Annotated in this window: 19 protein-coding genes and 2 pseudogenes; 6 read left to right on the top strand and 15 right to left on the bottom strand. The window is 48.5% G+C overall.

All coding sequences use genetic code 11. The features are described 5' to 3' along the window. Nucleotides 1–51 precede the first annotated feature (51 nt). From H8705_RS08875 to H8705_RS08890, 4 genes and pseudogenes are all read left to right on the top strand, one after another. Nucleotides 52–264 carry a spore coat associated protein CotJA gene (locus tag H8705_RS08875; protein ID WP_262395421.1) on the top strand — a complete coding sequence of 71 codons (213 nt, stop codon included), beginning with the start codon at nt 52–54 and terminating at the stop codon, nt 262–264. Continuing rightward, nucleotides 257–508: a spore coat protein CotJB gene (locus tag H8705_RS08880; RefSeq protein WP_262395422.1), complete on the top strand. Its 252-nt coding sequence runs from the start codon at nt 257–259 to the stop codon at nt 506–508. The genes H8705_RS08875 and H8705_RS08880 overlap by 8 nt, the downstream gene beginning before the upstream one ends. A gap of 6 nt (nt 509–514) precedes the next feature. Beyond that, a pseudogene (locus tag H8705_RS08885) lies at nt 515–619 on the top strand (manganese catalase family protein); the annotation flags it as partial. Between the two features lie 74 nt (nt 620–693). Then, nucleotides 694–1,293, top strand: coding sequence for a GNAT family N-acetyltransferase (locus H8705_RS08890; protein ID WP_262395423.1), 600 nt, complete (start codon nt 694–696; stop codon nt 1,291–1,293). Between the two features lie 149 nt (nt 1,294–1,442). On the opposite strand, the gene H8705_RS08895 is transcribed toward H8705_RS08890, so the two are convergent. The 3 genes from H8705_RS08895 to H8705_RS08905 all read right to left on the bottom strand — a co-directional run bounded on the left by H8705_RS08895 (nt 1,443) and on the right by H8705_RS08905 (nt 4,720). Then, nucleotides 1,443–1,874: an ACT domain-containing protein gene (locus tag H8705_RS08895; RefSeq protein WP_262395424.1), complete on the bottom strand. Its 432-nt coding sequence runs from the start codon at nt 1,872–1,874 to the stop codon at nt 1,443–1,445. 20 nt (nt 1,875–1,894) lie between these two features. Further along, entirely contained in the window at nt 1,895–3,196 is a 1,302-nt protein-coding gene (locus H8705_RS08900) for a phenylacetate--CoA ligase family protein (RefSeq protein ID WP_262395425.1), read from the bottom strand. A 129-nt stretch (nt 3,197–3,325) separates the two neighbouring features. Continuing rightward, entirely contained in the window at nt 3,326–4,720 is a 1,395-nt protein-coding gene (locus H8705_RS08905) for a recombinase family protein (protein ID WP_262395426.1), read from the bottom strand. A gap of 74 nt (nt 4,721–4,794) precedes the next feature. On the opposite strand from H8705_RS08905, the gene H8705_RS08910 reads away from it, so the two are divergent. Continuing rightward, nucleotides 4,795–4,983, top strand: coding sequence for a hypothetical protein (locus H8705_RS08910; RefSeq protein ID WP_262395427.1), 189 nt, complete (start codon nt 4,795–4,797; stop codon nt 4,981–4,983). Then, nucleotides 4,961–5,509, top strand: a pseudogene (locus H8705_RS08915) (manganese catalase family protein); the annotation flags it as partial. The gene H8705_RS08910 and the pseudogene H8705_RS08915, both read left to right, overlap by 23 nt. Nucleotides 5,510–5,955: 446 nt before the next feature. Here H8705_RS08915 and H8705_RS08920 read toward each other — a convergent pair. The 12 genes from H8705_RS08920 to priA form a co-directional block, all read right to left on the bottom strand. Further along, nucleotides 5,956–7,020 (bottom strand): aldose epimerase family protein, encoded by a 1,065-nt coding sequence (locus H8705_RS08920; protein WP_262395428.1) that lies wholly within the window; start codon nt 7,018–7,020, stop codon nt 5,956–5,958. Between the two features lie 84 nt (nt 7,021–7,104). After that, the gene (locus tag H8705_RS08925) at nt 7,105–7,365 is read right to left on the bottom strand and encodes a hypothetical protein (protein ID WP_262395429.1); all 261 of its coding nucleotides are present in this window, start codon (nt 7,363–7,365) and stop codon (nt 7,105–7,107) included. Between the two features lie 231 nt (nt 7,366–7,596). Next, entirely contained in the window at nt 7,597–8,262 is a 666-nt protein-coding gene (locus H8705_RS08930; RefSeq protein WP_262395430.1) for a thiamine diphosphokinase, read from the bottom strand. Beyond that, nucleotides 8,255–9,160, bottom strand: a complete 906-nt coding sequence (gene rsgA / locus H8705_RS08935; RefSeq protein ID WP_262395431.1) for a ribosome small subunit-dependent GTPase A — start codon at nt 9,158–9,160, stop codon at nt 8,255–8,257. The genes H8705_RS08930 and rsgA overlap by 8 nt, the downstream gene beginning before the upstream one ends. Nucleotide 9,161: 1 nt before the next feature. Further along, on the bottom strand, nt 9,162–11,123 hold the full coding sequence (gene pknB, locus H8705_RS08940) for a Stk1 family PASTA domain-containing Ser/Thr kinase (protein ID WP_262395432.1): 1,962 nt from the start codon (nt 11,121–11,123) through the stop codon (nt 9,162–9,164). 21 nt (nt 11,124–11,144) lie between these two features. Then, entirely contained in the window at nt 11,145–11,876 is a 732-nt protein-coding gene (locus H8705_RS08945; protein WP_262395433.1) for a Stp1/IreP family PP2C-type Ser/Thr phosphatase, read from the bottom strand. Beyond that, on the bottom strand, nt 11,873–12,928 hold the full coding sequence (gene rlmN, locus H8705_RS08950; protein ID WP_262395591.1) for a 23S rRNA (adenine(2503)-C(2))-methyltransferase RlmN: 1,056 nt from the start codon (nt 12,926–12,928) through the stop codon (nt 11,873–11,875). Before rlmN ends, H8705_RS08945 begins: the two co-directional genes overlap by 4 nt. Nucleotides 12,929–12,933: 5 nt before the next feature. Next, the gene (rsmB, locus tag H8705_RS08955) at nt 12,934–14,229 is read right to left on the bottom strand and encodes a 16S rRNA (cytosine(967)-C(5))-methyltransferase RsmB (protein WP_262395434.1); all 1,296 of its coding nucleotides are present in this window, start codon (nt 14,227–14,229) and stop codon (nt 12,934–12,936) included. Nucleotides 14,230–14,247: 18 nt separating this feature from the next. Further along, nucleotides 14,248–14,931, bottom strand: coding sequence for a zinc metallopeptidase (locus tag H8705_RS08960; RefSeq protein WP_262395435.1), 684 nt, complete (start codon nt 14,929–14,931; stop codon nt 14,248–14,250). Nucleotides 14,932–14,960: 29 nt separating this feature from the next. Further along, nucleotides 14,961–15,887 (bottom strand): methionyl-tRNA formyltransferase, encoded by a 927-nt coding sequence (gene fmt / locus H8705_RS08965; protein WP_262395436.1) that lies wholly within the window; start codon nt 15,885–15,887, stop codon nt 14,961–14,963. Continuing rightward, nucleotides 15,884–16,369, bottom strand: a complete 486-nt coding sequence (gene def / locus H8705_RS08970) for a peptide deformylase (RefSeq protein WP_262395437.1) — start codon at nt 16,367–16,369, stop codon at nt 15,884–15,886. Before def ends, fmt begins: the two co-directional genes overlap by 4 nt. Nucleotides 16,370–16,387: 18 nt before the next feature. Then, entirely contained in the window at nt 16,388–18,841 is a 2,454-nt protein-coding gene (gene priA, locus H8705_RS08975) for a replication restart helicase PriA (protein ID WP_262395438.1), read from the bottom strand. Between the last annotated feature and the right edge of the window lie 10 nt (nt 18,842–18,851).

Here is an 18,851-nt window from a genome sequence, read left to right on the forward strand (position 1 = left end):
CGTGAGGGGCTTCGCTTCCTCAGAATTCTTTGAGTAAGGAGAATATGATTTATGGATTGCAAAAAAGAAACTCCGGCAGTGTTTATCGCTGTTGAAGAGAACGCAGCATATGCGTGTCCCCAACAGATGGAACTTGCCATGTTCTATACTCCGTGGCAGGAGTGGTGTTCTGTATACGAGCCTGAAGTTGCCCTTGAAAGAGGCACGGTTTTTCCAGGGTTAGATAAACCTTTCATTGGACAGGAGGCGGTTCCCAATGTGTGAGCGTCGTCGTTTATTAAAAGTTATTCAAAATTATGATTTCACCTTATATGACCTGTCCCTATATCTTGACAGCCATCCAAGGTGTAAAAATGCTCTTGCCTATTATAGTAAGGTAAAACAAGCACGGGATTGTGCAGTAGCAGAATTCGAAAACAAATTTGGTCCCCTCACCCACAGCAGCGCGGCGAATTTAGAGTGCTGGCAGTGGGTAAAAGGACCGTGGCCATGGGAATTGGAGGCGTAATACATTATGTGGATATATGAGAAAAAATTAGAATACCCCGTAAAAATTAAAAATCCAAATCCCGCTCTGGCGAAGGTAATCATTAGCCAGTTGGGCGGTCCCAATGGTAAAAAGAGATGATTTATATTGAAAAATGCTCTTCCCTGGGATAAAATGAGTATATTAACAGGAGGGGGAGAGAGCGAATGACTGCGCGGATCAGACTGGCGACCATACAAGACGCCAAAGAAATACTGAATATCTATCGTCCTTATATCAAGGATACCTGCATTACCTTTGAATATGAGGTTCCATCCCTGGAAGAGTTTACTCAGCGTATTCGGGATATCTCCCGGGAATATCCTTACCTGGTATGTGAAATTGACGGCCGCGTGGTGGGATATGCTTACGCCCACCGTCAGCTGGCACGGGCGGCTTACCAGTGGAATGCGGAGTTGTCCGTTTATGTGGACCAGGCATATGTGGGCCATAAAATCGGCGGCGCTTTGTATGGCGCCCTGCTGGAAATTTTGGCTTGTCAGAACGTTCAAAATGTCTATGGCCTGGTTACTTCCCCAAACCCTGGCAGCCAGCGTCTGCATGAAAAATTCGGCTTTGGGATCATGGGGGTCTGTAAGGACACGGGCTATAAAAATGGAAAATGGCACGACGTCATCTGGTTTGAAAAAAAAATTGGGCCCCACTCTGCCCCGCCGAAGCCGTTTGAGCCTGTAGACGGGCTCGCGGTCTCTCTTATCAAAAGAATAACCGAAAGTCATGAAAAAATTATAAAAAAACAGCCGTAAAACCATCCTGCACCTCTGTGGCCAGCGTTCAAAAACCCGGATGTTTTTCCCCGTCATCAGCGGACGTCTCCCCGCAAGCTGCAGACTGGGGCTGCAAAAAGAAGAGGCCTGTAAGCTTTTCGCTTACAGGTCTCTTTTGTACGGTTAAATTACAGCTCGTTAATTTCGCTCTGGCAGATAAGTTCAATTCCGTTTTCGGTAAGCACTTTTTTAGCTTTCTCATTGTCCTCCACACGAAAGATCATATATGCCAGATCTTTCTTTCTGGTGATGAAAGCATAAGTGTACTCCAAATTAATATTATTTTCCCCTAAGAGATCCAGTATTTTTACCAGGCTGCCCGGCTCATCAGAAACTGCCGCAGCCAGTACGGGAGTGATTGAGAAGATATAGTTTTCTTCTTTTAAGACACAAGCGGTTTTATACGGATCGTCCACAATTACCCGAAGGATCCCAAAATCCGGAGTTTCTGCAATAGACAGCGCCCGCATATCAATCCGGTTTTTTTCAAGCACCTTGGTAAATCTCGCCAACTGGCCAGGTTTATTCTCTACAAATACGGAGATTTGCTTCACGGTCATAACAGCGCACCTCTTTCCAATTAATACAGTTTCCGGTTGTCGATTACACGCACCGCCTTGCCTTCGCTGCGGGCGATGGTTTTCGGCGCTACCAAGCGCACTTCCGCATAAATTCCCAGCATTGCCTTCATAGCTTCCACCAGTTCTTTTTCCCGGTTAGAAATCTCACTTAAATTATCCGAGAACATTTCCGGCGTCATCTCCACCTGAACCTCTAAGCGGTCGCTGTTGTTGACCCTGCTGACAATAATCTGATAGTTTGCCGGATAACCTTTGTTCAGCAGCACAGTTTCAATCTGAGACGGGAATACATTGACGCCCTTGACAATGAGCATATCGTCGCTGCGGCCCATAGGCTTGCTCATTTTTACATGGGTTCTTCCGCAGGAACATTTCTCCCGGTTAAGAACACAAATATCGCGGGTACGGTACCGGAGCAGCGGGAAAGCCTGTTTGGTGATGCTGGTGAACACCAATTCCCCTTTCTCTCCATCCGGCAGGACCTCCCCTGTGACTGGATTGATAATCTCCGCAATAAAATGGTCTTCATTTACATGCATCCCGGTTTGTTCGCTGCATTCAAAAGAAACGCCCGGACCGGAAATTTCAGTAAGGCCATAAATATCGTATGCCTTAATTCCCAATTTATTTTGAATGTCCTGGCGCATTTCTTCGCTCCAAGCTTCCGCGCCGAAGATCCCCGCTTTTAATTTTATTTTATCCCGAAGTCCTCTTTCCAGGATGCTTTCCGCCAGATAGGCCGCATAAGAAGGAGTACAGCAAAGAATGGTGGCTCCTAAATCGGTCATAAACTGAATCTGCCGATCCGTGTTTCCTGAGGACATAGGCAGCGTCAGGGAGCCGACTTTATGAGAACCTCCATTGAGCCCCGGTCCCCCGGTAAACAGACCGTAACCATAGCATACCTGAACCACATCGTCTGCCGTTCCGCCCGCTGCAACAATCGCTCTGGCGCAGCAGTCATCCCACAGATCGATATCATGCTGGGTATAAAAGGCGACCACCCGTTTTCCGGTAGTACCGCTGGTGGATTGGATACGAACGCAGTCGTGAAGCGGAACTGCGAGCAGGCCATAGGGGTATGCTTCTCTTAAATCGTCCTTTGTAAGAAAGGGGAGTTTATGTAAATCTTCCGTGGACTTAATATCCCCCGGAGTTACCCCTTTCTGCTCCATCAAGTTCCTGTAATAGGGCACATTATCATACACATGTTTTACTGTTTTTACCAGGCGTTCATCCTGCCAAGCCTTTATCTGCTCCCGAGACGCACATTCAATCTCGGGACGGAAGTAATTCCCCATGATTATCCATTCCTTTCTTTTATCTGTCCATCCTATTGGATCAGATTTTACCATCTATATCATAACATGTTACGCTTTTCACGTAAATATGGAATATTACAATGTTTTATGGGATTTTTCCTGATTTTTTTAAGAATAATAATGAATTTCGATGGTGCCTTTTCTCCGGTCAAATATTATTTTGGAAACAAAGGCACAAAGCAGTATATTTTTCTCTCTTTCGCTTATTTTCTCCCCGGAAAGAATTTTGATCAGGCTGTCGCTGGTCTTTTGAATACATTGAACAGGCCAATTTTCATCTCTTTTCCTTTCCTCTGCTTCCGCTTCCAGGCGCTTTATCCTTTGCTGAACTTCCTTCTTTTTTCTCTGATATTCCTCCAGGGTGTCCACCCCCGCTTCAAAAGCTTCTTCCAGTCTTTTCATCCTTTTACGCTCCTTATCCAAAAAAACAAGCAACGCTTTGTCCCGGGTTCTCCCCGTGTTTTTTTCAATTTGTATTTTTATAGTTTGCCCCTTTAGATCCTCCTCCAATTGTCTCAACACCACCCGATTGAGTTTTTCCAGCCGGATGCTGTGGGAAACAGGACACTTTCCCTTGGCATACCGCTGACATTGAAGCGATTGCCCATTGCGTGTAAGTGTCCCGCCGCAGCCGGAACAGCGCACCAGTCCCTGAAGCATATAGTCCGCTCTTCTTTCCCCTGTATCCCCAGTGAAAAAATGGGTTCCTTGGATAAGCCGGCTGTGGGCCTCTTCAAAAATTTTCTGCTCAATAAGCGGGGGATGCCGGCCATCCATGACAATGGGGGCCGCCTCTTTTATTCCCCGGCGCTGTTTCCCCAAATAAACAGGGTTTTGCAAGATATAGGCTACGCTTCTGCTTTCAAATAAATTCCCTTTTACCGTTCTCGCTCCCATATTATTTAGTTTCATAGCAATCTGACGGCAGGAAAGTCCCTCTAAAAAATCATGGAAAATCATTTGAACCAAGGGGGCGGCCTGCTCGTCAACAACAAATTTCCCTTTTCCCATCACATAACCGAAAGGCGGTTTTGAAACTACCCCGCCCTGAGAAAATTTTTCATTCATTCCCCGCTTTACTTCCTGGGCCAGATTGATAGAATAATATTCGTCCATCGCCTCCAAAAGGGCTTCTATTAATACTCCCGTTGGATCTCCCCCAAGCTGCTCTGTGATGGATATTACATCCACGCCGCATTGCTTGCGGAGCATGGATTTATACAGGATGCTGTCCTGCCGGTTTCTAGCAAAACGTGAAAATTTCCACACTAAAATCACGTCAAACGGCCGGGGCGTTGTTTTCGCCATCCCGATCATTTTCATAAATGCGGGGCGTTTTTCGGCACAGCGCCCACTGATACCCTCATCAAGGAAAATATATTCTTCAGGCAAAACAATTTCGTGATCAGCGGCATATTCTAAAATTTTTTTCTTTTGACTCTGAGGCGAAAATTCAATCTGTTCTTCGGTAGATACCCGGATATAAGCCGCTCCTGTTTTCATAGTCCGTTCCCCCTTTTAATAAAACTATATTCAATGAAATGGGAATATAGTTTTATTAAAAGGGGGAATTTTTCATGTCAATCAAAAAGGAATTAGTCGCCCTTCCTTCCAAGCTACACTGCTCTGACGGCTCCGTCTTATTGATCCAAAAAATGGATCATGAACAAAAGGCAGAATTTATCCGCCTGGCGGAGCATCGACTGAGTAAATACTATTCTCTGCATCCAGCAAAGTGGAGAAATCTTCTTGCCGCATTGGATTGATAATCATCTCTTTTTTCAATTGGGAGGTCCGGATGGAGAATTAGGCGCTGCCACTCGTTATCTTCAGCAGCGTTACAGCATGCCTTTCGATCAGGTAAAGGGGATGCTGACCGACATCGGGACAGAAGAACTGGCACATATTGAAATTGTATCGACTATTCTTTATCAACTGACGAAAGGGATGTCCATTTGTGATATCAAAAAAAGCGGGTTCGACACCTACTTTATTGATCATACCGCCGGAGTATATCCCCAGGCGGCTTCCGGCATGCCTTTCAGCGCCTCTACCATCCAGGTAACCGGCGATACCATCGCCGACTTAAGCGAGGATTTGGCTGCGGAACAAAAAGCGCGGCTGACATATGATAATATTTTACGTCTGGCGGATGACCCAGATGTTCGTGATCCGATTAAATTTCTGCGTGAGCGTGAAATCGTTCACTTCCAGAGATTTGGAGACGCCTTAAGAATCACCCAGGATCATTTGGATGCTAAAAACTTTTATGCGTTCAATCCATCCTTTGATATGAAGTGCCCACCCAAAGAAAATCCTTGTGCCTGCGCGCCTGCGCCTGCTGCTACTCTTACCTCTCCAACCTGTGATGTTCCTCAAACAACTGCTGCATGCGGCTGTGTAAGCGAAACGGTCGTCACCCCTGCTTGCGGCTGCGCAGATACTACCGTTGTGAGCTCTCCTTGCGGATATCCCTCACAAACATCAGCGTCTGCCTGTGGCTGCGGGATAGACACTACGGTAGTGGTTCCACCCTGCGGATGCACGGCAGAAACCCCAGCGGTTCCTTTTGCCAGTGCTCCCCGAAAAAAATCTGCTCCTTATATGCCGTTTACCCCCAATTGTAACTGCAAAAGCGACAAAAGAGGATGTCCCCGTTACTAAGACAGACAGAGCACCTATAAAATAAGAGGCGGCAAAAGCATTCTGCTTTTGCCGCCTCTTATTCTTACAAAAGACTATTCCTTTACAGAGAACTCATAGATGGTGGTATAATCCCACAAGTCTCCCGCCCGCAAAATCGGACTGGCCCAGTCCGGATGATTCGCGGCGTCCGGAGCAAATTGGGTTTCTAAACACAGTCCCGCTCGTTTTTGATAACGGTAGCCGCCCTTACCGATCGTGGAACCGTTGATAAAGTTAGCGGTATAAAACTGCACACACGGAGAGGTGGTAAAACATCTCATCAGCCTGCCGGTAGCTTCGCAGTACACTTCAGCACAAGGCCCCATAACCTTATCCCCTTTATTGAGCACCCAGTTATGATCATACCCTTTTCCGTATATCACCGGAGTATATTGCGCATCAATCCGCTCGCCTACTTTATGGAACTGCTTAAAATCCATCGGCGTACCGTCCACTGCCAATACCCGACCGGTAGGAATACTTTCCTCGTCCGCCTCAGTAAAGTAATCGGCATATATTTTTACCTCATGGTCTAAAATATCCCCTGTGTCATGTCCTCTCAAGTTAAAATATGCGTGATTGGTAAGATTACACAGGGTGTCCTTATCACTTACCGCCTGATAGCGGATAACGATTTCGTTTTTGTCCGTTAAACTATAGGTGACTGTTACGTCCATATTCCCCGGATAAAATTCCTCCCCATCCGGGCTGTGGTATTTCAGCGTCAGAAAATCCCCCTGCGGAGCGCTCTCTATCTGACAATCCCATACCTTTTTATTAAAGCCCACATTCCCTCCGTGAAGATGGTTTCTTCCGTCGTTGCAGTTGAGCTGATAGGACTTTCCATTTAAAGTAAATTTCCCGCGGCCGATTCTATTTCCGCATCGGCCGATCAGCTGTCCCCGGTACCTGGCGTTATTCACATAATTTTCACCGTCGTACCCCAGCAATACATCCCCCATGTTCCCGTCCCGATCCGGAACTCGGATGGACACAATATCTCCCCCGTAAGGGATTACGTCTATCTCCATTCCTTTGCTGTTGGAGAAGGTATACATCGGCAGATCCTCCCCTGCCGGTCCTTTGCAAAACATCGGTTTTACTGTAATTTTTGTCATCTTACTCCTATCCCTCACTTTGCTGTAATTCCTATAAAAACGGCAGAGCACAGGTTCTCCTGCGCCGTATGAAATCATTTGTTTTTAGCAAACGCCATCCCCAGCGCCCTCAAGCCCCCATGCCAAATATCCTAGTTGCAAACTGAGCGCAGGGGCCATAGAAAACACCAAAACACCTATGCTCAGTAAAAAAGAAGCCGCACCGCTGATCATAAAAAAGCTCCAAGCTGCATCCATTCTTTTTTTAGCGAAGGCGCCTGCGCAGCAGCGCACCCCTCCGTCAAAAGCAACCCAGGCCACCGCTATAATGATCCCGCCGGCCAAAATCAGCACGGAAATATGCAAGGGTTTCCACTGCACCGGAAAAATAAAGATAACCGCTCAGGGAAAAACCAACAAATATCTCATCCCACTTGGGAGCATAAAAAAGCAAAAAAACTAACCAGAAAGGAGGCCGGGAATAACAGTACAGCGGCCGTTCAATATCTTATATTCGGCACCGCCGGTTGCTCGCCCACCAGTATCTGCGCCATAATAACAACCTTCCAAACAGATGGATTTATCCGTTATCCTCGATTATACTCCGGCTTGTGCAGGCTTGTCAACCGCCCCTTCTTTTCTTGAGATAATCACAAGCAGCGTCCCTTTCCTCACGCTGATCCGCGCCGTTTCTTCTAAAAATTCGTTGCTAATTCCCAGCGGGAACTGGGGCGTCAGAGTGTACTCCTCCAAGGGATATTTCATTCCATGCAGATTGACCCCTGTACACACTCCGTCCCCGGCGAACACAGAAATATAACTATTTTCCGCTCTCGGCAGCGCGAGGGTATCCTCTTTGATCGCCGTCGCCCAATTACGATTGGAGCGTATTTCCCCCGAAGCTCCTTTATCCGCCAAAAACACCAGCGACTGCAAATTAGCGACGGTATGATCCAAGCGTCCTCCAAAACCGCCTACAATTAAAAATTTCCGGTATCCTTTCTCTAGCCCGATTTTCAGTCCCAGCATGGTGTCCGTATCATTTTTTTCCGCAGGCACCGTATAGGTTTCCACCCTTGGATCTATTTTTCCCCGATAGGAATCAAAGTCTCCCACCATCAGATCGGGAACAATGTGGAAGTAATCAGCCAGCTGATATCCTGCGTCGCAGGCAATACAGTAATCCTGCTTTTCTAGCTGAAACTTCACCTTATCGCAGTCCTCCAGCGGACCGCCGGCCAGTATCACGCATTTTTTATTCATCCGGCTGCCCCTTTCTTACTTCCCACTCTTTAATCTTTTTGGCATCCTCATACATTGTGCAGTAACTTTTGTGACGGGAGGGAGGAATTTCTCCCTGGTTTACCCCCTGGATCACAGCACATCCCTTTTCCACGGTGTGAGAGCAGCCAGTAAACTGGCATTTCCCCAAATATTTTTTAAATTCCGGAAAACAGTCCTCCAGTTCTTCCTTGAAAATGATCTCGTACCTTTCCAATTCCACCGCAGAAAATCCCGGCGTATCGGCAATATAACCATCCCCTATAGGATAAAGCTGTACATGCCGTGTGGTATGTTTTCCCCTGCCTAATTTCTGGCTGGTTTCGCCGGTGGCAATCGCCAGACGGCTGTCAATTTTATTGAGCAGGCTGGATTTCCCCACACCGGAGTTTCCTGAAAATGCACTGATCCCATGGGACAGCGCGTTTCTAACGGTTTCCACCCATCCATCGCTGCAGATAGAAGCTGTATGTACCTCAATTCCTACCTTTCGGTAGATCTCTTCCACTTCCGATGGGTCCCCAAGATCGGTTTTGGTAACGATGACCATGGGGGTCATCCCCTTATGGCAGGCGATGGCCATCATTTTATCGATTACCAGCAGATTTGGGGCCGGGTCTTTTATACTGACTACAATCACAAACGTATTTACATTCGCCAGCGGCGGGCGTACCAGAGAATTTTTCCGAGGCAGGATTTCTACTACATAACCCTCTTTTTCTCCGGTAACTTCTATTTTCACAGCATCGCCCACCAGGGGGCTGATTCCGGTCTTGCGGAACAGCCCCCTAGCTCTGCATTCATATTCCCTGCCGCCACAGGCGACATAATAAAACCCTCCGGTCGCTTTGGTAATCAGCCCTGTTTTCAACTCTTCCATATTACTCCGTAAATTCCGACGAATAATCTCCGATCGGCGTATGACCTTTGCGGTCAAAATCTAATTCATACGTTTGATACAGTTCTCCGTCAAAGAAGATGGCCACATCCGCTTTTCCGCCTTCCCCTTCAAACACCGGCTTCCAGGTTTTGGCCTCCGCCGGAACTAAAGTATCCTTCTGGACCTCTACTCCGTCCAGGGTAGCGCTCATTTCCACCTGGCGGCCAATCTCCCTGGGCAGGGGGATCATCAGGGTAAGTTTGATCATATTGTCGTCGTCTTCCCCGCTGACCACTACATCAATCGCCGAACCTTGAGATACCTGGCTGTCCGGAGCGAAGGACTGTTCAATAATTACGCCTGCCGGCTCATCGCTATCATTGTCATAGGTAATTTTCCCAAGTTTGAGTTTATAATTATCCCCTAAAAGTTTCTTCGCGTCGTCCAGCTTGATTCCGATCAAATCCGGTACCGTCACCAGTTTTTCTTCTTTTCCCATACTAACATATACAGTGATCAGGCTTCCAGCAGTCACCTGCGCGCCTTCCCCAGGGTTGGTTTTGACCACGCACCCGGAAGGAATCCCGTCGTCAAAGATAGACGTCTCTTCATATACCAACCCATATTCGTCCAGTCGGGCGAATACCTGAGCCGCGTCCTGACCGGAGAAATCCGGCAGCGTCACTGTCTGTTGACCGGTGCTTACCTTTACTTTGATGATGCTGTCCACCTTTACAGTAGTTCCCTCCTTGGGAGACTGCTCGTAAATAATTCCCTTGGCGTATTCGTCGCTGAACCCAGTATCCTCCACCTGAATAGTAAAATCAGAGTACTTCGGTGAAATTTTTACATTATCATATTTCTCCCCTACCAGTGTGGGAACAATCGCGTCATCCACCTTGACAAAAGGATTGTTTAAATAAATCATCCATCCGATAAACGCCGCGGTAACGATCACAAACGCGGCGGTAACCCCCGCCAGCACCGGGATGATCGGCGCGCGCTTTACTTTTTCTTTTTCCTTGGCCTTTTTCTTTTTTCCTTTGGAGCTTCTGGCAGATTGAATCGCCTCGGAATATTTTCTATCGTCGCCGGCATGAGGCGCGTTTAAATATTTGTATTCAAACAGGATACTGGGATTGCGTTTAAACTCATCAATATCCCGCAGCATCTGCGCCGCTGACTGATAACGTTTGTTCACATCCTTTTCCATGGCGTGCATGGTAATCTCTTCCAGCCCCTCCGGAATGGATGGATTGATCGAACGAGGCGTCGGCGCGGTGCTCTGTATTTGCTTTAGCGCTACGGAAACCGGGCTGTCCGCTTCAAACGGCACCCGTCCGGTCAGCATTTCATAAAGCATTACGCCTACAGAATAAATATCCGTACGGGCGTCGATGGTATCTCCGCTGGCCTGTTCCGGACTAATATAATGCACCGAACCAATGGCCTTATCGGTGATCGTATGGGTTTCGCTGCGGGCAAAACGGGCAATACCGAAATCGGTGATCTTAATGGTGCCGTCGGACAAAAGCATAATATTCTGGGGTTTAATATCCCGATGGACGATTCCCTTATCATGGGCATGCTGCAGCGCCCGCAGTATCTGTACGGTAAAATGGACCGCTTCTTTCCATTTCAGAACACCCTGCTGTTCGATATATTCTTTTAAAGTGATCCCGTCGATAAATTCCATGACAATCGACTGCATTTTATCGGAAAAGCTCACGTCGTATACCCGCATCACATTTGGGTGATTGAGCACCGCCATAGCTTTGCTTTCATTTTTAAACCGGCGGCGGAAATCATCGTTCTCCATGTATTCTTCCCGCAATATTTTTACCGCCACAATCCGGTCCTCAATAATATCATAGGCTTTATATACATTAGCCATCCCGCCGATACCGATCAATTCCATAATCTCATATCTGCCGTCCAGCTTTTTTCCTAAATATTTATCCATCCTTCTAAGTCTCCTCCTGTGCTATCTGGCAATGACTACTGCCGTAATATTGTCCGCGCCGCCGGCCTTATTAGCCTCGTCGATAAGCAAGTAAATGTCCTGCTCGGTAGAGCAGCTGTTGATCAAATCAACATGATCTTCAATTGCCGCAAAATTATAAAGTCCATCTGAACACAGAAGTAACCTGCCTTTGGTAAAGTTTTGCTCTGTATATTCCACCTCAATTTCGCTGTCCACACCGAGCGCCCGGGTAATATAATGGCGTTTTGGATGGCTTTTGGCCTCTTCTTTGGTAATCTCTCCATTGTCCAAAAGAATCTGGACCACCGTATGATCCCGCGTCAGCGCCTTTATGGTTCCATTCTCCAAAATATGATATGCCCTGCTGTCCCCCGCATGGGCCATAAACAGCATATCTCCCAATACAACGCATACAATCACCGTGGTGCCCATTCCCCGCAGCCTTTCATCATTGCATGCCATATCGTACACCACTGCATTAGCCGCGGCGATCGCCGTAGTAATTAAGGATTTTACCGAGCTTTCTGCCAGCTGGGGGCCCATTCCTCTTTCCAGCGCCTGACTGATAATCTCCACTGCCTTGCTGCTGGCAATATGACCTCCGGATTCTCCGCCCATCCCATCGCATAATACGGCATAAGCAGTGGTATCGTCTATTATCTTAAAAGTATACGCGTCCTGGTTAATGGCACGTATTTTCCCTTTGTCCGTACCGCCGTAAATTTTTATCAAGCTAACTCCTCCTTCTGCGACTGTCTGCGCAACTGTCCACAGGCAGCGCTGATGTCTACGCCCAGCTCCCGGCGCACGGTGACATTGACGCCTAATTTTTCCAGTTGTTCTTTGAAGCGATCAATTGCTTCCCGACTGCTCCTTTGATATCCGGTTTCATCCACGCTGTTCACCGGGATCAAATTCACATGGGCGCCCATTCCTCTCAGCCGGCGGGCCAATTCTCTCGCATTTTGCGGGGAGTCATTCACCCCGTCGATCAGCGCGTATTCAAAGGAAATCCGTCTTCCGGTTATATCAAAATAGTTTCTGCACGCCTGCAAAAGCCGGTCCATGTTGTACCTCTTGTTAATAGGCATCGACCGATCACGGATCTGGTCATTGGGCGCGTGCAGAGAAACCGATAAAGTCAGCTGCAGTTTTTTCTGGGCCAGTTCGTCTATTTTATCCGCTAAACCGCAGGTGGACAAAGAAACATGGCGCAAACTTAAGTTCAGTCCTTCTTGGGACGAGAGAATGTTCAGAAAGCAAAGCACATTATCAAAGTTATCCAGCGGTTCGCCAATTCCCATCAGCACAATACTGCTGACCCTCTCTCCACTGTCCGCTTGCGCGGTGTACACCTCATCCAGCATTTCCGAAGGAGTCAGGCCTCTTACCAAACCGCCAATCGTGGAAGCGCAGAACTTACAACCCATTCTGCATCCCACCTGAGTAGAGATGCACAAGGAATTGCCGTGCTTATATTTCATCAGCACAGCCTCCACACAATTGCCATCCATAAGCTCATAAAGATATTTTACCGTACCATCGATTGCAGATACAAGTCTTTTTTTGATATGAATAGCATTTATGTAAAATTTTTCGTCAAGCAGCCGGCGCAAATCTGCCGGAAGGTTGCTCATTTCATGAAAACTGCCCACTCTTTTTTCATGGAGCCAGCTATAAATTTGTTTTGCCCGGAATTTTGGCAAAGAAAATTGAGCCGTAAGGGCGGTTAGCTCCTCCAGCGTAAACGATTTTATATCCTGTTTGTTCTGTGTGGCTTCCAAATTCACTATTCCTTTCCCCCCGCTTTTTTCAGCCGCGCCACAAAAAAGCCGTCGGTATCCATCTTTTCTCCGATAAAGCTCTTTTGAAATTCCAGTTGGAATTGGGGCTGTTCCCTTAAAAAGCGCTCTACCACCCGCTCGTTTTCCTGGGGAAGCAGCGTACAGGTGGAATATACCAGTATTCCATCCTCCTTGAGATATTGTGAGGAAGTTTTTAGTATTTTATACTGGATTTCCGGCAGGTTTTCTACCATCTGGGGAGATTTATATTTAATTTCCGGCTTTCTTCGGATAATTCCAAAACCGGAACAGGGGACATCGCACAAAACCCGGTCAAATTTTCCTAACGCCGGCTCATATACCGCAGCGTCGCCGGCGCCGGCCTTTACAATCGTGATTCCTAAGCGCTGGGCGCCTTTTTCCACCAGCCCCGCCCGTTTCTCATGAAGATCCCGAGCGAGTATTTCTCCTCTGTTCTCCATCAGCTGGGCAATGGTAAACGTCTTTCCTCCCGGCGCGCAGCACACATCCAACGTTCTCTGTCCAGGCTGGGCCTGCAGCGCTTGGGCGCACAGCTGGGAAGATTTGTCCTGCACATGAAAAAGCCCCTCTTTGAACGACGGCAGTTCTTCCACGTTAATTCGTCCCAAAACCTCTATACAATTTTTTAACTCTCCGCATATTTCCCCAACGACGCCCTGCTCTTCCAGCAGGATCTTTAGTTTTTCCGGCGTGGTCTTCAGTGTATTTACCCGCAGATATACCGGCGGTTTTCCAAGGGAGGATGCCAGCAAGCGTTTTGCCGCCTGATCTCCATAGGCCTTGCGCCAGGCGTCGATCAGCCAGCCGGGACAGGAATATTCCACCTCCCACTGGGCGGTGATATTTCCCTTGACCGGTAAAATCCGTTTTTCATCCCGCAGAAAACTGCGCAGTACAGCGTTTACAAAACCAGAAGCTTTGAAAACCCCAAGCTTTTTTACCAGCTCCACGCTTTCGCTGACTGCGGCGTAATCATCCACTCCGTCCATATACAAAAGCTGATAAATCCCCAGACGAAGAGTTTCCAGCACCACAGGGGAAAGTTTCTCCAGCTTTTGAGAGGAGTGCTGGCGCAAAATATAATCCAGCGTCAGCTGCCGCTCCAGCACACCATAAAACAAGGCGGACGCAAACGCCCCGTCCCGTGCGGACAGTCCGTTTTGTTTTATCATGGGCTCGAGCACCAAATTGGAATAAGCATTGGCGGTATGCAGGCGCGCCAGCGCCTGCACCGCCGTTATACGAGCGTTTTTCATCATTCTTCCCCGTCAGCTCTATCAGTCTCTTCTTCGTCCGGAAATCATCACCAGCCGCAGCAGCTGGGCAATGCTTACCAACAGCGCCGCCACATAGGTAAGCGCCGCCGCCTGCAATACCTTTTTGGAACCCCGCAGTTCTTCTTCCTCCAGAAAATGACTGCCCTCCAGGGTAGCCAGCGCCCGGCGGGAAGCGTTAAATTCCACCGGCAGAGTCACCAGCTGAAATACCGCTACCAAAGAAAACAGTAAAAGCCCAATATCGATTAGCGGCCCATAACTTAATATCATTCCCAAAATAATCAGCGGAATAGATAAGGTGGACCCAATATTGGTCACCGGAATAATTGAGTTTCGGATCACCAGCGGAAAATACTTATGGGCATGCTGCACCGCGTGACCACACTCATGGGCGGCCACCCCCGCGGCAGCCACAGAGGAGTTGTTAAACACCCCGTCCGACAGCCGTACCACGTTGGTACGGGGATCGTAATGATCGGTTAAATTGCCGGAAATTCGTTCTACCCGTACATTATAAAGCCCGTTCTCATCTAAAATCATTCGGGCAACCTGCGCTCCCGTATAACCGCGGGAACTTTTGACCCGGGAATACCTATTAAACGCACCGCTGACTTTCATCTGCGCCCAAGCGGCGATCAGCAGCGCTGGAACTACCAGTATAAGATAATAGTAGTCAAAAAACATAATATTCTTCCTTTATATAAAAAATAATGCTATCTCAAGCCCAATTTTGTTCCTTTTTTTACCGGATGCCCCCGTAAAAAATCACTGGCCAGCATCCGCTTTCCCCCTTCCATCTGAATGGAAAGAAGTTCTACCGCCCCATCGATACAGCCTATGATGAGGCGTTTATCGTCCAGCACCGTTCCCGGTTCGCCTTGGTATCCTGAAACTTTCACCGCTTGGTGTACTTTCATCTTTTTCCCCTCCAGCCAGGTAATCGCCACCGGCCAGGGGGAAAGCCCGCGAATTAAGTTGTGTACCTGCTGGGCAGATTTAGTGAAATCCAGCTTTGCTATCTCTTTATCCAGCATAGGGGCATAAGTAGCAAGGTCTTCGTCCTGTTTTTCTCTGGGAGCGTTTCCCTGCTCAATCATGCGCAGAGTATCGCTCAGGCACTGAGCCCCTAAATGGGCCAGGCGGTCGTACAATTCCCCGGAGGTTTCATTTTCACCGATGGAAGTGCAAACTTTCAAAATCATATCCCCTGTATCCAGTCCCTGCGCCATGTACATCGTGGTTACTCCCGCCAGCTTGTCGCCGTTGATAACGCTCCATTGGATGGGGGCGGCCCCACGGTATTTTGGAAGCAGGGAGCCATGCACATTGACGCACCCATACCTGGGAAGCTCCAAAATTTCCTTGGGTAAGATTTTTCCGTATGCTACCACCACAATAATATCCGGTAAAAGCTGCTTTATTATTTCCAGCGCCTGTCCATCCCGTATTTTTTCCGGCTGATAGACTGGAATATTGTGTTCCAGGGCAATCTTTTTTACCGGCGGCGCCGTAAGCGTCTGCTTCCTTCCCACCGGCTTATCCGGCTGGGTAAATACCCCCGCTATCTGCCGGCCTTCTTCAAGCAGATGCGCCAGGTTCACCGCTGCAAAATCCGGCGTCCCCATGAAAACAATTCTCACTGGTCCGCCTCCTTTGGTTCTTCCAGCTCATCCGGATCCAACATCCGGTCCGCCTTATCTACGAACAAAACGCCGTCCAGATGATCCAGCTCATGACATACCGCCACCGCCAGATAATCTTGGGCCTGCAGCGTTTGGTGCACTCCGTCGCGGTCGTCGTATTCCACCGTTACCCTGCTGGGACGATGGACCATGCCGTATTCTCCCGGTACGGACAGACAGCCTTCCGCGCCGTATTGATCCCCGTCGGTAAAGGTAATCACCGGATTTACCATCTCATGAAGGCCCTCGCCCACATCGATCACCACCGCCCTGCGCAGTATTCCCACCTGGGGGGCCGCCAGTCCCACACCGTCGCTGTCCTTCATCGTCTCATACATATCATCCAACAGCTGGGCCAGCCGCTTATCAAACGCGGTTACCTCTCTGGCTCTTTTTCGAAGAGTTTCTTCCCCTAACTTTAAAACGTTCCTTAGCGCCATGTATTGCTATCCTCCTGACTAAATAGAATTTTCATATCTGGGTTCTACCGAAAGGCCAACCCCTTTAAACTCATTTTGAGCGTAATACCAGTCAGCCGCCTTCCATAAAAGTTCCCGTGTAGTACTATTATAACTGCATTTTATGGCCATACGGTAACGAAATTTACCTGCAATTTTTAATATTTGGCTCTCGCAGGGCCCCAATACCCGCAAAGGCAGGCTGGGGTACTCGTTCGCCGCAGTTACCGCCAGCTGATCGAGAAACCCTTTTGCCGCACGCTGTACCTGCGAAAGATTTCCCCCGGAAAAGCCAATCCCCACCATGTCGCAAAAAGGAGGATACAAATGGATTTTCCGGCTTTCAATCTCCTCCTGATAAAAGCCCTCATAATCCTGCGCCGCCGCCAGAGCAATCACCGGGTTTTCCGGAGTGAAGGTCTGAATATACGCCCGGCCCGCTTTCTCTGCCCGACCACTTCTTCCCACCACTTGGGTGAAAAGGGAAAACGCCCGCTCAAAACTGCGGTAATCCTGCGCGTACAGGGAAGCGTCGGCAGAAAGCACTCCCACTAAAGTAACATTTGGGAAATCCAATCCTTTGGCCACCATCTGCGTCCCAATTATTATATCATATTTTCCTGCGGAAAAATCGGAAAAATACTTTTCATGCGAAAATCTTGACATGGTGGTATCCATATCCATACGCAGAACCCTGGCGTCCGGGAACAGTTCTTCCAATTCCTGCTCCACCTTTTGGGTACCCGCCCCGGAAAAACGGAGAAATTTACTTCCGCATACGGGACACTTGGCGTCTATCGGGGCGGTATAGCCGCAATAGTGACACATAAGATGACTGTTGGCGCTGTGGTATGTAAGCGCCACCGAACAATGGGGACATTCGGCTACTTTGCCGCATACCGAACATTTTACCAAGGTGTTGTATCCCCGCCGGTTCAGAAGCAGGATGGACTGTTCTCCCCGATCCAGATTTTCCCGGAGCTGACGGATCAATTCCCCGCTTAAACAAGCGCAGCGCGCATCCATCTGCTGGGCCGCCATATCCAGTATATATACATCCGGCAGGCTTGCCGTTCCATATCGCTCTTTCAAACTAAGCAGATGATATTTTCCTTGTTTTGCCCGGTAAAAACTTTCTACCGAAGGCGTCGCGGAGGCCAACAGCAATAATCCCTTGTGATACGCCGCCCTTACCCGCGCCACATCTCTAGCGTGAAAACGAGGAGATTTTTCCGATTTATAAGTGCTTTCCTGCTCCTCGTCCATAATAATCAATCCAATATCTGAAAGAGGGGCGAACACCGCGCTTCTGGTTCCAACTACAATGTCCGCATCCCCATTTTTAATTCGTTTCCATTCATCCATACGTTCGGACATGGAAAGCGCGCTGTGAAGCACCGCTACCCGCTTGCCAAAATACCGGTGGAACCGTTCAATCGTCTGAGGTGTCAGGGAGATCTCCGGCACCATAACAATTACCCCCCGGCCGCCTTGGAGGACATGATCGATCACCTGCAAAAACACTTCGGTTTTTCCGCTTCCTGTCACCCCGTAAAGCAAGGCTGCATTGGCCTTTTCTTCGTCCGCCAACCGGCAAAGCTCTTCATAGGCCGTCTGCTGCTGCTGGGAAAGATGGATGTTTTTCACATCCTCAGTAGCATATGTCCCTTCGTAAGGATTGCGGTATACCTCTCGGGTAAAATAACGTACTACTCCATTGGCTTCCAAACGATCCACAACCGTTTTTCCCACCGCCGCAAAATAACAGACCTCCTTCACCGAAGCCTGCCCGACTTGTAAAAGAAGCTCTACCACCGCTTTTTGTTTCGGGGTGATTTTTACCGCTATGTCCGACAGCTCGTAAATATCCTGAGTCAGCCGGACCATCACCATTTTTTCATCCAAAATACGACGTTTTACTTCTTGGGAGCGAATTACCGTTCCTTTGCTTACCAAGCTGCGAAGAGCCGGCGCGTCTGGGGAAATTTGAAGGGCGTTTAGGAGAGTTTGTTCTTTCACCGGTTTTCCTCTGCCCTGTAAATACTCGATAATCTGCAGCTGCTCTCCGGAAAATAGAGTTGGATCCGTTTGTCCCGCCAATTCCAGCGTGTAGGTCATTGCCACACCGATCCCCGGCGGCAAAAGACAGCGCACCCCGTCAAAATAACTGCAAAAAGTCGTCTCATGCAGATAATTTACCAAATAAAGCATTTCCTCACTGAGCAGGGGTTCTTCATCCACTATAGAAGCCACTTCTTTCAGCCGGTCGGAAGAGGTGATATCGCTGATTTCCATTACCAAGCCAAAACGGGGCCGGTTCCCCGCGCCGAACGGTACGACCACCCGGCAGCCCGCTTTTAGCTTTGCCTGCAGATTCTGGGGAACCAAATAGGTATAGGGTTTGTCAAAACGCAGCGTCGCATTTTCTACGACAACCTTTGCCGCTTTTACCACATTCGTTCCC

Source organism: Youxingia wuxianensis, assembly GCF_014385085.1.
GTDB classification, from domain to species: domain Bacteria; phylum Bacillota; class Clostridia; order Oscillospirales; family Ruminococcaceae; genus Youxingia; species Youxingia wuxianensis.

What these genes read in the sequence shown, in the direction of transcription:
- H8705_RS08875 (WP_262395421.1), top strand. Translation starts at nt 52, where the DNA reads ATGGATTGCAAAAAAGAAACTCCGGCAGTGTTTATCGCTGTTGAAGAG.
- H8705_RS08880 (WP_262395422.1), top strand. Translation starts at nt 257, where the DNA reads ATGTGTGAGCGTCGTCGTTTATTAAAAGTTATTCAAAATTATGATTTC.
- H8705_RS08890 (WP_262395423.1), top strand. Translation starts at nt 694, where the DNA reads ATGACTGCGCGGATCAGACTGGCGACCATACAAGACGCCAAAGAAATA.
- H8705_RS08895 (WP_262395424.1), bottom strand. Translation starts at nt 1,874, where the DNA reads ATGACCGTGAAGCAAATCTCCGTATTTGTAGAGAATAAACCTGGCCAG.
- H8705_RS08900 (WP_262395425.1), bottom strand. Translation starts at nt 3,196, where the DNA reads ATGGGGAATTACTTCCGTCCCGAGATTGAATGTGCGTCTCGGGAGCAG.
- H8705_RS08905 (WP_262395426.1), bottom strand. Translation starts at nt 4,720, where the DNA reads ATGAAAACAGGAGCGGCTTATATCCGGGTATCTACCGAAGAACAGATT.
- H8705_RS08910 (WP_262395427.1), top strand. Translation starts at nt 4,795, where the DNA reads ATGTCAATCAAAAAGGAATTAGTCGCCCTTCCTTCCAAGCTACACTGC.
- H8705_RS08920 (WP_262395428.1), bottom strand. Translation starts at nt 7,020, where the DNA reads ATGACAAAAATTACAGTAAAACCGATGTTTTGCAAAGGACCGGCAGGG.
- H8705_RS08930 (WP_262395430.1), bottom strand. Translation starts at nt 8,262, where the DNA reads ATGAATAAAAAATGCGTGATACTGGCCGGCGGTCCGCTGGAGGACTGC.
- rsgA (WP_262395431.1), bottom strand. Translation starts at nt 9,160, where the DNA reads ATGGAAGAGTTGAAAACAGGGCTGATTACCAAAGCGACCGGAGGGTTT.
- pknB (WP_262395432.1), bottom strand. Translation starts at nt 11,123, where the DNA reads ATGGATAAATATTTAGGAAAAAAGCTGGACGGCAGATATGAGATTATG.
- rsmB (WP_262395434.1), bottom strand. Translation starts at nt 14,229, where the DNA reads ATGATGAAAAACGCTCGTATAACGGCGGTGCAGGCGCTGGCGCGCCTG.
- H8705_RS08960 (WP_262395435.1), bottom strand. Translation starts at nt 14,931, where the DNA reads ATGTTTTTTGACTACTATTATCTTATACTGGTAGTTCCAGCGCTGCTG.
- def (WP_262395437.1), bottom strand. Translation starts at nt 16,369, where the DNA reads ATGGCGCTAAGGAACGTTTTAAAGTTAGGGGAAGAAACTCTTCGAAAA.